The 15,462-nt window shown below is 42.8% G+C and carries 15 protein-coding genes; 10 read left to right on the top strand and 5 right to left on the bottom strand.

Annotated elements, in window-relative coordinates; all coding sequences use genetic code 11:
• Positions 1-290 precede the first annotated feature (290 nt).
• The 4 genes from ACR63N_RS00965 to ACR63N_RS00950 all read left to right on the top strand — a co-directional run bounded on the left by ACR63N_RS00965 (position 291) and on the right by ACR63N_RS00950 (position 3,946).
• Entirely contained in the window at positions 291-1,448 is a 1,158-nt protein-coding gene (locus ACR63N_RS00965) for a flavin reductase family protein (protein ID WP_367106754.1), read from the top strand.
• Positions 1,449-1,633: 185 nt separating this feature from the next.
• A complete protein-coding gene (locus ACR63N_RS00960) occupies positions 1,634-3,091 on the top strand; it encodes a fatty acid desaturase family protein (RefSeq protein WP_367106753.1) in 1,458 nt (485 codons plus the stop codon).
• 34 nt (positions 3,092-3,125) lie between these two features.
• Entirely contained in the window at positions 3,126-3,422 is a 297-nt protein-coding gene (locus tag ACR63N_RS00955; RefSeq protein ID WP_367104975.1) for a GNAT family N-acetyltransferase, read from the top strand.
• A 230-nt stretch (positions 3,423-3,652) separates the two neighbouring features.
• Positions 3,653-3,946: a 4a-hydroxytetrahydrobiopterin dehydratase gene (locus ACR63N_RS00950; RefSeq protein ID WP_367104974.1), complete on the top strand. Its 294-nt coding sequence runs from the start codon at positions 3,653-3,655 to the stop codon at positions 3,944-3,946.
• Positions 3,947-4,067: 121 nt separating this feature from the next.
• Here ACR63N_RS00950 and ACR63N_RS00945 read toward each other — a convergent pair whose 3' ends face one another.
• A complete protein-coding gene (locus tag ACR63N_RS00945; protein WP_021814049.1) occupies positions 4,068-4,223 on the bottom strand; it encodes a DUF1328 domain-containing protein in 156 nt (51 codons plus the stop codon).
• A gap of 462 nt (positions 4,224-4,685) precedes the next feature.
• Between ACR63N_RS00945 and ACR63N_RS00940 the strand changes: the two genes are divergently transcribed.
• The 5 genes from ACR63N_RS00940 to ACR63N_RS00920 all read left to right on the top strand — a co-directional run bounded on the left by ACR63N_RS00940 (position 4,686) and on the right by ACR63N_RS00920 (position 9,437).
• Positions 4,686-6,005: a saccharopine dehydrogenase family protein gene (locus tag ACR63N_RS00940; RefSeq protein ID WP_367106752.1), complete on the top strand. Its 1,320-nt coding sequence runs from the start codon at positions 4,686-4,688 to the stop codon at positions 6,003-6,005.
• Between the two features lie 496 nt (positions 6,006-6,501).
• The gene (locus tag ACR63N_RS00935; RefSeq protein ID WP_472782336.1) at positions 6,502-7,332 is read left to right on the top strand and encodes a hypothetical protein; all 831 of its coding nucleotides are present in this window, start codon (positions 6,502-6,504) and stop codon (positions 7,330-7,332) included.
• Positions 7,333-7,713: 381 nt separating this feature from the next.
• Positions 7,714-8,127 (top strand): hypothetical protein, encoded by a 414-nt coding sequence (locus tag ACR63N_RS00930; protein WP_367104971.1) that lies wholly within the window; start codon positions 7,714-7,716, stop codon positions 8,125-8,127.
• Positions 8,128-8,190: 63 nt separating this feature from the next.
• A complete protein-coding gene (locus tag ACR63N_RS00925; RefSeq protein WP_472782335.1) occupies positions 8,191-8,565 on the top strand; it encodes a hypothetical protein in 375 nt (124 codons plus the stop codon).
• A 77-nt stretch (positions 8,566-8,642) separates the two neighbouring features.
• Positions 8,643-9,437, top strand: a complete 795-nt coding sequence (locus ACR63N_RS00920) for a hypothetical protein (RefSeq protein ID WP_472782334.1) — start codon at positions 8,643-8,645, stop codon at positions 9,435-9,437.
• 86 nt (positions 9,438-9,523) lie between these two features.
• On the opposite strand, the gene ACR63N_RS00915 is transcribed toward ACR63N_RS00920, so the two are convergent.
• Positions 9,524-12,088 carry a helix-hairpin-helix domain-containing protein gene (locus tag ACR63N_RS00915; RefSeq protein WP_367106748.1) on the bottom strand — a complete coding sequence of 855 codons (2,565 nt, stop codon included), beginning with the start codon at positions 12,086-12,088 and terminating at the stop codon, positions 9,524-9,526.
• Positions 12,089-12,496: 408 nt separating this feature from the next.
• On the opposite strand from ACR63N_RS00915, the gene ompR reads away from it, so the two are divergent.
• Positions 12,497-13,261: an osmolarity response regulator transcription factor OmpR gene (gene ompR / locus ACR63N_RS00910; RefSeq protein WP_367106747.1), complete on the top strand. Its 765-nt coding sequence runs from the start codon at positions 12,497-12,499 to the stop codon at positions 13,259-13,261.
• Positions 13,262-13,374: 113 nt separating this feature from the next.
• Here the strand turns inward: ompR and ACR63N_RS00905 are convergent, their stop codons facing one another.
• From ACR63N_RS00905 to ACR63N_RS00895, 3 genes are all read right to left on the bottom strand, one after another.
• The gene (locus ACR63N_RS00905) at positions 13,375-13,641 is read right to left on the bottom strand and encodes a DksA/TraR family C4-type zinc finger protein (protein WP_367106746.1); all 267 of its coding nucleotides are present in this window, start codon (positions 13,639-13,641) and stop codon (positions 13,375-13,377) included.
• Between the two features lie 136 nt (positions 13,642-13,777).
• A complete protein-coding gene (locus ACR63N_RS00900; protein WP_472782333.1) occupies positions 13,778-14,584 on the bottom strand; it encodes a YciK family oxidoreductase in 807 nt (268 codons plus the stop codon).
• Between the two features lie 82 nt (positions 14,585-14,666).
• Entirely contained in the window at positions 14,667-15,377 is a 711-nt protein-coding gene (locus tag ACR63N_RS00895; RefSeq protein WP_367104991.1) for an HAD family hydrolase, read from the bottom strand.
• Positions 15,378-15,462 lie beyond the last annotated feature (85 nt).

Raw genomic sequence — 15,462 nt, 5'->3', positions numbered from 1 at the left:
GATGGTGGCTTATTATCGCATTGTGGCACGCGCCCTGCAACCTGAGAGACAGCTTTTGCAAGCGTTTTGACCCTTTTATCACTAATTACCCTCTCTTTGTGACAAACTCGAACAATAGTGGTTGTAAAGCTCTGGCTAAATCACCATAAAAGAGGCTATGAGCGCTATTTTACAGCGTCCAAAGCTTTATTAATTCAAAGTTTTATTGATTCAAAGCTTTAATAATTATAGTAATCAGCGCTAACTATTGATTATGCTAATAGCGCTTTTTATAACAAGGTACTAAGGGTATGACATCCGGCTATCAGCCTGAGATTATTCAAAGCGTGTTTATTGATTTTTTGGGCGCGCGCATGCTTCCGTTTTGGTCGTTGACGACACCAAAACTGCGACTGCTTGCTAGGTATGCGCTTAGTGACGAGCTAGTTGCTTTACAATTTGAGGTCAATCGCGCTTTTGAGCAGCAAATATTAAAAAAAGAGGGCTGGCAAGGCGGGCAACACCTGAATCTAAGTGTGCCAATAGACGGTATTTATCATCAGCGTAGTTACTCATTAGTAGGTATGCCCTATCAGCCTTTATGGTGGGACACTAGTAAATCGTCCAAACGCCATACCCTGACCATTGCTCTTAAGCCGCAAGGCCTAGTCTCAAACTATTTAACGAAGCTTGCGCCCATAGGTAGTGTCTTTGGTACTAGCAGACCTAGTGGTAATTTTGTTTTACAATCGCGGATTTTGGCTGCTAAATCATCGCTAGCAAAACCAGCGCCTTTATTATGTATCGCAGGTGGTAGTGGTATTACACCGATGTTAGGATTAGTGACTCAGGCCCTAGCAGATGGGCGGCAAGTCACTTTATTGCACTATAACCGCGGCTCTATATTGGAGGATTGCTGGCAAGATTTAGCTGCTAATTATCCTGCTTTCACTTACTATCTCATTGATACGCACGACTCCAATACTTACTTAGCGAATACTCGTCATTTAACGGCGCAAAGCCTACTGGCATTAAAGTTGCCTCTAGCCGAGACACAGATTTTTGCTTGCGGTTCGCAGACATTGTTGGCAAGTTTGTATGATGCTGCTAGTAAAGTAGCGCTGACGAATGGTTATGATTTGCGTGATAACATTGTGGTAGAGCATTTCGGTAGCGTTTTATCTGCTTTTGATACAAATGATATAAAGAGTAACGCTGAGATACATACGGTTTATCTGCGCATGCGCCAGCAAAAGTTTAATAGTGATAACACGATATTAAATGCAGCTGAACAGGCAGGTATACGTATGGCTTATGGGTGCCGCCAAGGTATTTGTCAGATGTGCCGCTGTAATAAAGTCAGCGGCGTAGTCAAAAACGTACAATCAGGTAAAGTCAGTAGCGACGGCTTTGAATCGATTCAAACTTGTATCAACATGGCTATAAGCGATGTGGTGCTGGATGTATAACCGTTATTAGAACTAACTTTTTTCCAATAGGCATAATAAAAACCGTATTTAGCAAGATAAGTAATAAATGAATGCGTGATTTGTTGTTTACTGTGCCAAAACCTATATGCTTTACAAACCGATCCTACTTATATAGTTGCATTGATTTTGTGCATCAATCAGGCTGGCTCGGTAAAGGATAATTTATGCGCTTATTACCCCCACTATTTACTGCCAACTCTGCGGTACCTATCTTGGCTTTAAACCCGCAGCCACCATTGCAGAGCGACGCATTAGCAGATCAAGGTTATGTTGCGTACCTATCTGATAGCAGTGACAATAGTAATGTAGATCACAAACAACAAGCTGAAAAAGGTCAGCCTGCACATTATCCTACTCTATCTGGCGCGCCGCTATCAAAGGTACAAACCGAAGCCTTAGCCGATGAGTTAAATACCTTATATCAAGATGTTATGAATTCATTGGGCGCTACCGATGCGCGCTATATCAAACGTGTCTATGCGACCGTGGTTTATAGCGAGCTTGTAGCTCGCGGAATATTGGCTAGCGCTGGTCGTTTATCATCAAAGCGTTACCAACTCGGCGCTTGGCTAGTGGGTACTGGCCTGCTCAGCTTTAGCAAAATATTGAATAATATGGAGCTTGGGCACAATGTTATGCATGGTCAATATGACTGGATGCAGCATCCGCATCTAAACAGTCGAAGTTTTGATTGGGATATCGTGTGTCCTGCGCCCTTGTGGCAGCACTCACACAACTATTTGCATCATACTTTTACCAATATCGTCGGCCGTGACCACGACGTCGGTTACCATTTGATTCGAGTAACCGATGAGCAGGCGTGGATACCAAGCGATCGCTATAATCCATTTAAAACCATGGTGTTAGCCTTGGGCTTTGAATGGGCCGTCGCCTTTCACGATATTCAAATCAGCGTAGATGAGTATGCACAGTCAGCGGACAGGCACCCGCTACTACAACAAAAATCTCGTGCTCTGTTTGCCAAAATCGTCCGTCAGGTGGGTAAAGACTATGCGGTACTACCCATAATTGCAGGAATAGTACTAGGTCGCCGTAGTGCGCTAACTACATTGAGTGGTAATATTACCGCCAATATTGCGCGCAATTTATGGACATGGGCGGTGATCTTTTGTGGGCATCTTACTGAGCAGGCACACATTTATACTCATCTTGATGATAGTGAGACCAAGGGCGACTGGTATGTACGCCAGATCCTCGGCTCTAGTAATATAGAGGGCAGCAAATTATTTCACCTTCTCACGGGTAACCTATCGCATCAGATTGAACATCATATCTTCCCTGATATGCCAGCCAATCACTATGGTCGTATTGCGCCGCAAGTAAAAAAGATATGCCAAAAGTATGATCTATCCTATAATACAGGTAACTTTGGGATACAGTTTAAACAAGTGCTCAAACGTATTTATCACTTTAGCAAGCCCAATGCCGATGAATTGCAAGCTTACGAGCAGATACAGTCCCTCTGTGATGCTGATAGTATACCTATAGGTAAAAAAGAACAGAGAATGACGACGCCGGTAAGCGGCATCAAAAGCTATCTTCCTGAGGTGGTACGCGATGCTTGGTTCTATGCATGGTCAGCAAAACCTACGAAAAGTTAATAATTAAATAATCTTACCTAACTATGGAGTTTTTATGAGCAACCAAACCGACAATAAAGATCTTGATATCCGTCATGATGAGTCAGCCAAGCGTTTTGAGACCACTATTGATGGTCAAACCGGCTATATCAGCTATCAAGAGCGCGGTGATACTTTAGTCTATGACCACACTATCGTCCCGCAAGCATTGGGAGGTCGCGGTGTGGGCTCAGCACTGGTTGAACACGCCTTAGATTATGCACGTGCTCATGACAAAAAAGTCGTACCCCAATGCTCATTTGTAGCGTCTTACATCAATAAGCATCCAGATTATAAAGACCTTGTAGGATAAAGAGTATGATGGAGATCAAACTTATCATGTGCTTATAAACTATTTTATAAACATGCAACCTATTATCTTCTATTATGAGGATATAACTATTAAGCAGTGACGCTCTGCATACTCACTATTTGAACTTACCTAGCTTTGTATTTAAAAATCGATATATAATAAAGTATAAGCGGTAAGTAGTTTTTACGTCCTGATGACAATTGTATAATAATAAAATAAGGGATATTAATATGAGTAGTTTATCTAATGAACAAATTGATATGCAGCTAGAAGACCTTGCTGGCTGGCAGCGCGATGGTGATAGTATCATTAAGACCTATCACTTTAGCGATTTTATTGAAGCTATGAGCTTTATGAATCAGGCAGCTTTTTATGCAGAAGCGCTGGAACATCATCCTGAATGGCGCAATATCTATAATGTAGTAGAGGTGCGTTTGACCACTCATGATACTGGCGGTATCACTAGTCATGATATTCGATTGGCGAAACGCTTAGAGTATATCATTCAACCAAAACGGTTTTAATAATTCTAGAATAGCTATTTAGTCTTATTATCAATGTCAACGTATCAATAAAAAAACGTCCTTTTAAAAGGACGTTTTTTTGGTTTTTAGATCTTTTACGTACTTAGTTGCTATTTGGCAACTACATTTTACGGCTAACAAAAGCTACGATAAATAAAATAACAGCTACTGCTAAGAAAATGTAAGCCAAGTTAGCAGATAAACCCGCTACGCCGCCAAACCCTAACAAACTTGCCAGCAATGCGATAACTGCAAAAATAATAGCCCAACGAAACATAGTTATTCTCCTCAATTGAACGATGACGAAACTATAAAAAACTTAAGTAAAACCTAAATCGCCAACATCTCAATACTTATTAGCACTTATGCGTTGAATATTATTATGGATATTTATTATTGAAACCTTTCAATAGTGACTGCATTCAACTTATATAATAACTAACTTACAAAGCATTAAACGATATAGGTTAGTTGCTGATGACTTAATCATAACAACTTTTAGAACATACAAATGTTCATATTAGTAACCGTCTCGCTATATTATGTAACCTTTGTAGTTTTGTACCTTTATTTATAGCAAATTTGAATGGTACATTGTTCTTTATATCAGTATTACATGCACTCTAATATATAGTTTGTAGGATTATAAAAACTATATAATGTTAGCGCCTATAATCATTTCACTGCAAGTGAAACTATTCAATTATAAACCAATCAATTATAAATTAAGGAAACAGCTATGAATAACGATACGGACAACTCAAACAATCAAGACCGCTCTTATGCCGTTGTTTTATATGGTGCAACCAGCTTTGTAGGTCAGATTACTGCTCATTATTTATCACAGTTTTTGTCACGTGATAATCAGCAAAATGGGACAGATCAAAATAAAACAGTCACTTGGGCAATCGCTGGACGTGATCAAGACAAATTAGACAAATTACAGCGTGAGCTAAGTGACACGCAGAAAAAAGACTCAGCGGATAATAAAGCTAAAGTTGATATTATTGTCGCTAATAGTAATGACCCTGCTAGTCTTGATGAGATGACCAAACAAGCCCAAGTTATTATCTCAACCGTTGGTCCTTACCTTAAATATGGAGAACCCCTGATCAAATCTTGTGCCGAAAATGGTACAGACTATGTCGATCTCACCGGTGAAGCTATCTTTATCAAAGACATGCTAGATAAGTACCAAGATACCGCTAAAAATAGCGGCGCCCGTATTGTCAACTCGTGTGGTTTTGACTCTATTCCTTCAGATCTAGGGGTTTACTTCACTCAGCAGCAAGCTGAAGACCAATTTGACGAAGCATGTGAAGTTATAAACATGCGCGTAAAAGCTGCCAAAGGCGGTTTATCGGGCGGTACTATAGCTTCGATGGCCACTATATTTGAAGAGGTAGGTCAAGACAAAGCGCGCCGCAAGCAGTTGGCCAATCCCTATCTGCTCAACGATGATGACGATGCGCCTAGCGTGCGTCAAGATAATGTGAGCAAACCTGAGTATGACGATGAGCACAAGCGCTGGCTTGCACCTTTTGTTATGGCAAGCATCAATACTCGCGTCGTGCACCGTAGCAACCAGCTATTGGGTTACGAATATGGTCGCAACTTTAAGTACGATGAAGCCATGTGGATGAAAGATGGGCTAAAAGGTCAGCTGATGAGCTTTGGTATGAGTGCAGGTTTGCTTGGCTTTGCCACAGCGATGACCTTTAAGACCAGCCGGGAGTTTTTATCTGAACACGTTTTAACCAAAGCGGGTGAAGGCCCTTCTAAATCTGAGCAAGAAAACGGCTACTTCGATATCCGCTTCTTTGGCAAAACGCCTAATGGCGACACTATCAATACTAAAGTCACGGGTGATAAAGATCCTGGCTATGGCAGTACGTCGCGTATGCTGGCGCAATCAGCGCTGTGTTTAGCCCAAGATATCACCAAAGAAGACGTTGAAGGCGGTTTTTGGACGCCAGCCTCTGCTATGGGCGAACATCTATTGCAGCGCTTAGAGACTCACTCCGGTCTTAGCTTTGAGGTGGTGAGCGCTAAAGACTAAAGTCGACTATATTTATCTTTCATAGTTCATAATTACCTACTATATAACTATTTATAAAAGCAAAAACCGTGACTTATAAGATAAGTCGCGGCTTTTTATTGTCCGAAACTTACGGATGAGGGAAGTATGTTAAAAAATGGCTACCTCTCAAAAATCAGGTCGATTAATGTTAATAAACGCTAATAACGTATTTTTTAGGTAAACGGTAGCGCTTATTTTTGATATTTAAGCACATAACAATACACTTTGTTAATTCAAAGACACAGCGATAACTAATTATATCGCGTACCCTTAGTAAAGTTATCACATTGTGACTATTGTGACGCTCAAATAAAACAGTTATGGGAATCCAAAGTTCTTTTATCTACCTGAGGTTTTCGTAGAAATTTTCACTTTGACATTTAGAGGATTTATTTTTCCATTGATATTCATAACAGTTTTAACTTTAAAAACAACCTATCAGCATTAATTAAATAATCGTCAAAAGGAGTCTATTATGAAATTGAATATATTAACGGCAGCAGTAGTAACCTCAGGTCTTGCTATGTTTGCAAGCTCTGCTAATGCGGCTATGGTAACCGATAGCCATGGTAACGTTGGTTATGATAGCTATGATGAATGCGTGGCTGCGGTCAAAGATGGTTCTGCTAAATTTTATACCCCTTATACTTATCAAAACCCAAAGCCCCGTGCAGGCGAAGTAAGCGTTGAGAAAATGCGTTTGTCTGAAGTCATGATTCCTCAAAGCGTGGTCAATAATCAAAGTCTACGTACAGCAGATTATCAAGCTGGTGCTTGCGACTTAGGTGTTGGTCAATCAAATGGTCGTTATGGTGTTTCAGGTACGTTAGTAGGTAAGTACGTTCCTTTTGCAGCTGATATGCCAGTCAACGTTTATATGGATAGTAGCGGTAATCCGGTACGTTTGACTATGCAGCAGTGTGATAACCATTTTGGCGATCATTTTCCAACGCCTGTTATTAGTGAAGCAAAAGCGCCAGAAGCACAGGTCGCTATAGAAGAAGCGCGCATTGTTGAGCCTGTAGTTATTGAGACCAAGCGTGTTATTCGCCCTTCTCAATATGTTGTTAAAGAAGTCATCATCGCACCGCAAGACCAAATTAACCGTGTTGAGACAGAAGCAGGTACTGCTATAGCTATTGAAAATCGTAATCAGCGTAACGTTGTTATTGGTCAAGAGGCGGATGCTGAAGTACTTGAAAATACCGAGATTGGTCAAACATTCCCAGTGTTTCAGGTGCCTAACAACGATGCACCGCAGCGCATGGTAGATCCAAATACTGGCGAATTTATTATTGTAGAATAAACACTCCATAATGGATAAGTGACCGCTGATCTGTAGATAGTTGCTGTTTTAGAGCTATAGACACAGCACTTTCATAACGTCACATGAATACATCAAGCTGTTAGACCTTTAATGAGTTTACTACTGAAATACCAGCCCTAGAGCTGGTATTTTTGTGTCTGAGGTATAGCGACTAATTTAGATGACAGTCGCAGTCTTAATTTAAACCAATCATGATAGCTACTTTATGGGCTGCCATGATTTTATTTTGCATTTATATATTAACTAAATTAACAACATATGTTAAGTATACTGAATGTGCTGACAATAGTTAAGTTTAGCGTTAATAGTCTAAATTATTATTAAACTTAACTATTACGAATACTTTTAAAGGATGTACCCATGAAACTCAATACTCTATCTTTATCACTACTGCTTAGCTCCGCTCTTGTCGTTCCAACACTGGCAATGGCCGATTCAACTGACTATAGCCGTGCGGCAGTAGAGGTAGGTACTACGTCTGATACTTTGCCTGCCGAAGGAAGCCTACAACCAGGCAGTGGTGAGATCCTTACTACCCAACCTAATATTGATAATGGCTATGCAACTGAAACGATTACTGAAAATAGTACTCTGGATCAAGGTACTTTAAATCAGGGCACCATGAATCAAAACTCTATGAATCAACAAGGTTTTGACGAAGAGCTTAGTCAACAAAGCAACGTCGAAGCCTATCCACCAGTAACTACTCCTGCTAATACCGACTATGCGGCACCAGTAGAGCCTGAAGCACCACTTGCTGACGACAACTTTTAATAAAAGCTTTAAAAACAAAGCTTCAATCTAATTAATTAAATTTTTGACCCAAGGAATGACCCCATGAAACGTAATACTTTATCTTTATCTCTACTTCTTAGTACAGCTCTGGTAGTGCCAACCCTTGCCATGGCTGATTTAACAGGCTACGAGGAGACTACCCCAGCAGATACAAGTACTGCTACGGCTGACAATACCCTACAAGCTGAAGTTGAAGGCCCTGATGGTGAACTACTAGCTACCCAACCGGGTGAAGTGGTAACTGATGAAACAGTAGTTGAAACTTATCCTGAAGAAGTAAGTCCAGACGCTCAAAATGAAGCTCTTAATCAGCAAGATAGTAGCGAGATAGACCCAGCTGTAACAGAACCTACCGATGTTGACTACAATACTATGCCGATAGAGCCAGAAGAGCCACTTGCTAACGATGAGTTGTAAGAAAGAATAAGGTAAAAAGAGATAAGTTTAAGAGCGCTTTGAACGGATCAATAACGTTATGACTAAGGAATAGACTGATGCAAATTCGCACTTTATCATTCATTATAGGCACGGCTTTGGTTATGCCAAGCTTAGCTATAGCCGCACCTCTTGATACAGATAATATCACGCCAGCAGATATGGGCGCGGCCCCTGTTAACAACACCTTGCAAGCTGAGATAGAAGGACCTGATGGCGAGCTACTTGCCACCCAGCCAGGTGAAGTTGAGACCAATGAGATGGTTGTCGAAACTTATCCTGAAGAAACGCAGGATCCTAACATGATGCAAGATCCTAACATGATGCAAGATCCTAACATGATGCAAGATCCCAACATGATGCAAGATCCCAACATGATGCAGGATCCCAACATGGTGCAAGATCCCAACATGATGCAAGATCCCAACATGATGCAGGATCCCAACATGATGCAAGATCCTAACATGATGTCAGAAGATTCTGCTAATACAGGCTATATTGAGCCCGCTGATGAGCGCGTTACCTCTGCTCCTAATACCTTACAAGAGGAGATTGAAGGCCCCAGCGGTGAGCTATTAGCTACGCAGCCAGGTGAAGTTGAAATAGAAGAGCAAGAAGCCTTGGCTACGGATATGGCAACCTCGGATCCACTACTGAGTCAAAATAGCAACGCTAACCCTCAGCGTCTGCTTGCTGGCGAAGATTTTGATAGTAACGTGACGCCTGCTGATGAACGTACTACCGCAGTGCCTATCACTTTACAAGAAAAAGAGGCAGATAGTCGTGGTGAATTGCTGGCGACTCAACCAGGAGAGGTTGAAGTTAGTGAGGTTCGTGTGGTTAGCGTACGTTAACCAACTTACCTTAATATAAGAATGTAGCAAGCAATATAAAAAGGCAGCCTGATGGCTGCCTTTTTATATTGTGAAAAATAGCTGGTTTATTTTTTACCTTTAGTCACGCCAGCTTCTTGTAACAATGCGCCCAAAGTACCAATCTTACTAGGAGCCTCTGGTTTGCTAGGCTTTTGCGTATGGTTACGATTGTCAGTAGCGCCTTGCTTAGTAGCGCCTTTATTAGAATTGGATCTACTATCAGGGCGTTTGCTACGTGATGGAGAGCGGCGCTTGTCACCATCAGATGTTGGACGGTTATAAGACCGACTTGGCTTATCATCAGTACTACTAGAACCAGTATTAGCTGTAGTCGTTTTATTGGTAGTACGTACTGGCTTATCTTTCTCAGGTTTCATACTAAAACCGATGCGACCACGTTGCTCATCGATGGAGATGACACGTACCGAGACAATGTCACCGGGTTTGACACGGTTCATAGGATCGGCGACAAAGTCGTTAGCCATCTGCGAGATATGTACCAAGCCATCTTGATGCACGCCAACATCAACGAAACAACCAAAGGCGGTCACATTAGTTACCACGCCCTCTAGCTGCATACCTTCAGTCAGATCTTTGATGCTATTAACATCATCACGGAAGTTAGCTGTTTTAAACTTAGGACGCGGATCACGAGCAGGCTTTGCCAGCTCTTCAACAATCGCACTGACGCTGATATTATCATCGTTGGCGGCAAGCTTATCAGTATCAATGCTATTAAGTACGCTATCGTTACCGATAATCTCCGGCAGCGCTTTACCGGTCTGTGCCAATAAGTTATTGACTAGCGCATAACTCTCGGGATGAACACCGGTGGCATCAAGAGGATTACTACCATCATGAATACGTAAAAATCCTGCCGCTTGCTCAAAAGTCTTGGCGCCCAAACGTGGGACATCTTTTAGTGCCTCGCGGTTATCAAACGCACCATGTTCGCGGCGATAGTTGACAATTTGCTGGGCAACATTGCTATTAAGACCAGCGATATGCGTTAAAATTGCTGGGCTTGCCGTATTGACATCGACACCAACGGCGTTGACGCTATCTTGAGTGACTTTATCCAAACTATCCGCTAGCTGGTTTTGATTGACATCGTGCTGGTATTGACCTACGCCGATCGCTTTTGGATCTACTTTCACCAGCTCCGACAACGGATCTTGCAAGCGGCGAGCAATAGAAACCGCACCGCGTACGGATACATCTAAATCAGCAAGCTCATCACTAGCAAGCTCACTTGCTGAATAAACGGATGCTCCTGCTTCGTTGACGATAACGGCTTTAGCTTTCAGATCGTCGTTGGCTGCTAGGATCTCTTTAATCATCGCATCGGTTTCGCGGCTAGCAGTCCCGTTACCGATAGCCACCAAATCAACGTTGTAAGTACTTAATAACTCATCAATAACGGTTTTGGCCTCAGCCATTTTATTATCGGGTGCAAAAGGATAGACTGTGGCGATGACTGGTTTATCGTCATTATCTTTTATGACCTGACCTTGAGCATCAATAACTGCCATTTTGACCCCATGACGAATACCAGGATCGACACCCAAGATAATTTTGCGCCCCGCAGGAGCCGCCATCAGCAGATGCTGTAAATTATTAGCAAAAACCTCAATAGCGTCAGCCTCAGCGGCTAAACGTTTTTCAGTTAGCAGACGATGCTCAATGTGTGGACGCCATTTGTCTTTCCAAAGACTTGTCGCCGCCTCTACTAAAAATTCGCGCCGCGCCTCGGGCGTTTTGCTATCAACGTCAAAGTGTTTGATAATTTTATCAATAAACGGCGTATCTTCACCTTCGATTTTGAGACCCAAGACGTTTTCTTGACGACCACGCAGCATTGCCAGCAGACGATGATTGGGCAGACGTGCCAAGCTCTCGCTATGCTCAAAGTAGTCTTTAAACTTCTCACCAACTTCGCGTTTCTCATCGCTAGCTACTGTCGATACAATGCTGGCGGTTTTGGCAAAACCACTGCGCACGCTGTCGAGTAGATCCAGTGCTTGCGTCCATTCATCAATGATAATAGCTTGCACGCCAGCGAGCTGCTTATCGATATCACTAAAGTCAACGTCGATCTCATTACCACTATCATCAGTGACGCTGGCAGGTACTTGATAATCGCCTAGCGCCTCCATTGGCGTGATCTCTTGCGTTAGTAACGCTTGCGCGGGCGCGTCCAAACCTGCGGCACGAGCTTTAGCCGCAGGTGAGCGGCGGCGCGGACGATAAGGCAGATAGATATCTTCAAGCTCAAGCTTAGAGGTAGCATTGTCGATACGCGCTTGCAGCTCATCGTTTAGATTGCCTTGTGTACGCAGCAGCTCAGTTATTTTGAGGCGACGCGTTGCCATGTCACGCTCATAATTGAGCGACTTCTCTAGTGCCCTGAGCTGAGCATCATCAAGGTTTTGGGTCTTCTCTTTACGGTATCGCGCGATAAACGGAACCGTCGCTCCTTCATCGAAAAGTTTAACAAACGCATCGACTTGAGCAGTCTTAATGCCAAGCGCGCGAGCAAGTTTGTCGTGAATATTCGCGTGTGTGGTTGCATCCAAGCTCTGCGTGTTTGCTGGGGCTTGTGATGACGTTAAGGTATCAGTGCTACTCATATCCATATCAATCGTTGAGAAATGTAGTTTTGCATTATAGCAAAAGCTGCATGAATAAAAATCCTTTTTATATTTTCACAGCTTTTTCTGGTCTCTGCGGCATAAATTATGGGGTTAATGGTTTAAATTCTCGTTTTTACCCTATAAATTTAGCGCTATTATCTGTTCTCTAGTATTATTAAACAAACGCATACAGCATTTACGCTATGAGTGGTGCAATTGGCTGTACAATCTTATACACTAAAGTAGTCAAAGTATAAATGCCAAATCATTTGAATTTTAGAGGAATGAGGATTTCGTTTAAACGATACAATTATATGGCTGTCAATAACATTACTAGTAGATAAATGAGCTTATAAATAATTAAAACGCTTCTGACAATAACAATGTTTATTAAAGGATTTTGATATGACGGATAGTAAAAGCCCCGATACTATGACTCAACGTATTTTAGTCGTCGATGACGACGCACGACTGCGCTCATTGCTACAGCGCTTTTTAGAAGATGATGGTTTCGTTGTCCGTACTGCTCATGATGGCAGTCAAATGGATAAGTTGATGCAGCGCGAGTTGTTTTCTTTGGTGGTGCTCGATTTGATGTTGCCCGGTGAGGATGGTATTAGTATCTGTAAGCGCCTGCGAGAGGACAATGGTGATATCCCCATTATTATGCTAACGGCCAAAGGTGGCGACGCTGACCGTATTGCCGGTCTTGAAGCAGGCGCCGATGATTATCTGCCCAAGCCTTTTAACCCAAAAGAGCTACTAGCTCGTATCAAAGCGGTACTGCGTCGCCAAAACCGTGAGTTGCCAGGTGCACCAAGTTATCAGTTAGAGGTGGTAGAATTTGGGCCATGGACGCTGGATTTATCGACGCGTACTTTGAAGCGTGATGGCAATGTGGTGACCTTGACCACAGGGGAGTTCTCAGTGCTAAAAGCGCTGGTACAACATCCACGCGAGCCTTTGACTCGCGACAAGCTTATGAACCTAGCGCGTGGCCGCGAATGGGGCGCGATGGAACGCTCTATCGATGTACAGGTTTCACGCTTACGCCGTTTGATTGAGGACAATCCATCACAAGCGCGTTATATTCAAACGGTTTGGGGTGTCGGCTACGTCTTTGTTCCCGATGAGGCTGAGCCTGAAGAAGCCACTGAATCTGCTGAGTAATCGTTTTAAATTTAGTACTTTCGTTTATTACGCAAACAAAAAGCTCTGATACCGGTATCAGAGCTTTTTGTTTATCAATCTCATAGCTATTATTTAACAAAACTCATAGTCTGCTAGCGCAATTGACTGTCTTTGCTGCCGCGGCGATTAAACAGCTCAGCGGCTTTTGCTGTTTGCTCAAGCTCGGTCTGACAACCAACGCAGTGCTGTACGCCTGGTAGTGCTACGCGGCGTGCTTCTGGAATAGGCTCACCGCATTCATCACAGTACTCGCTACTTTCGCCTTTGGGTATAGCACTACGTACGCGATCCAAAGCATCATTAACGGTTGCATCCATCTGCTCATGTTCAGCGCCATCTCTTGACCATCCACCCGCCATAATCCTATCCTTCTTATCTGTTATTATGTCATTTTTATAAAATAAAAGTCTTTAAGAACAAATAGATGGGGTTAAGGAGTCTAATTTCAATAGGTACATATCGCCTAAAAACCGACGGTCTATATCAAAAAACCTACTAATCCTTCGGCTGCAAAGCCACCACTTGTCCGCGCACACCGATACTGGCATCACTCATCAGACATACATAACCTGACATAATATCCTCGGGCGTTTTTAGGGTCATAGGATTCTCACCCGGAAAAGCATGAGCACGCATATTGGTGCGAGTACCGCCCGGATTGATACAATTAAAGCGCAAGTTAGTGGTATTTTGGGTTTCTTGGGTAAAGATATCACTCATGCCCTCCAGCGTTTGCTTTGAGAGTGCATAAGCACCCCAGAATGCTCGCGGATGGGTGCCTACAGTGCTGGACGTGAAAACGATGGAGCCGTTATCACTCTCTTTAAGTAGCGGCAACAAAGCTTGGGTGAGCATAAAAGTGGCTGTCGCGTTGACGTACATAACTTTGGCAAAGAGATCAACATCGTACATCTCAAGGGGCGTCAATTGTCCAAGAATACCAGCGTTATGCAAAACGCCATCTAACTGCCCAAATTCTGTATCAATCAGCTCTGCTAATCTGCGCATCTCATCATAAGTGGCCGTCTCTAGATCCATCGGTAATATCGCTGGTTGTTTACCGCCTGAATTTTCGATCTCATCATAGACCGCTTCAAGCTTACTAATGTTTCGGCTCAGCAATAGCACCGTAGCGCCGTAACGGGCGTAAGTTAGAGCAGCGACTCGGCCAATACCAGCGCTGGCTCCGGTGACCAAAATAGTCTTGCCTTGTAGACACTCCTCGGGTGCTACAAAATGACGTATGGCATCGTGAGATAAAGGAGTGTTGGACGTTAAGTTGGTGTCTAGATTGGTACTCATAGCATAGCTCATCGCTTTAGATTAATGACTAGGTTTAATAACAGCTTATCGTTACTAACATCTATAGATTGAGTTTATTCAGTTATAAGTATTCAAACTTACCTGAAGATAACATTAGTTTTTCTAGCTGTTCGGGCGTCTCAACAATATAATTGGCACCCCATTTTTTTAGCTTCTTTTTTTCAGCAACAGCAATATAACCATAAGCAGCCAAAATAGTAGTCATACCAGCAGCATTACCTGCTTCAATGTCGCGAATATGATCACCGACATAAAGTACACACGCTGAACCGCCGCGCGGTATACCCAGCTTCTCTAAAGCCAAGTACATGGATTCAGGATCAGGCTTAGTCCGTGCAACATCCTCAGGACAAACCAGTACCGAACAGCGCTCATCTAACTGCATGGCTTTGAGTAGCTTTTCAGTCAGGTAGCGCGGTTTATTAGTCACTATGCCCCATGGCACCTGATTTTGCTCAAGTGTGCTTAGAATCTTTTCAAGACCATTAAACAACACGCTATCAACATAAATATCGGCGTCATACTCATCCAAAAACTGCTGACGAAAATCAAGCAGTTCTTTCTCGCTGGCCGCTGACTGTCCATTATGGCGTAGCAACAGCTCTACCATTGCCGAGGCTCCTGCTGAAACCTGTTCACGTATGTCAGCATCGCTTGGTACTTGCCAACCATGCTCACTACTCATTTTGCCAATAATACGTACAAAATCAGCCGCAGTATCAATCAGCGTGCCGTCAAGGTCAAACAAAACTGCTTTTACAAAGTTAGTCATAGGAGAGGTTCTCGTTTTATTATAAAAAATAGTCTCCGTCAGCGCTTTATTAGCGCGATAGCCACTACTGGTAACCGCTACATTT

The sequence above is a fragment of the Psychrobacter sp. M4 genome (assembly GCF_055699795.1).
This window is presented reverse-complemented; position numbering and strand designations above follow the sequence as displayed.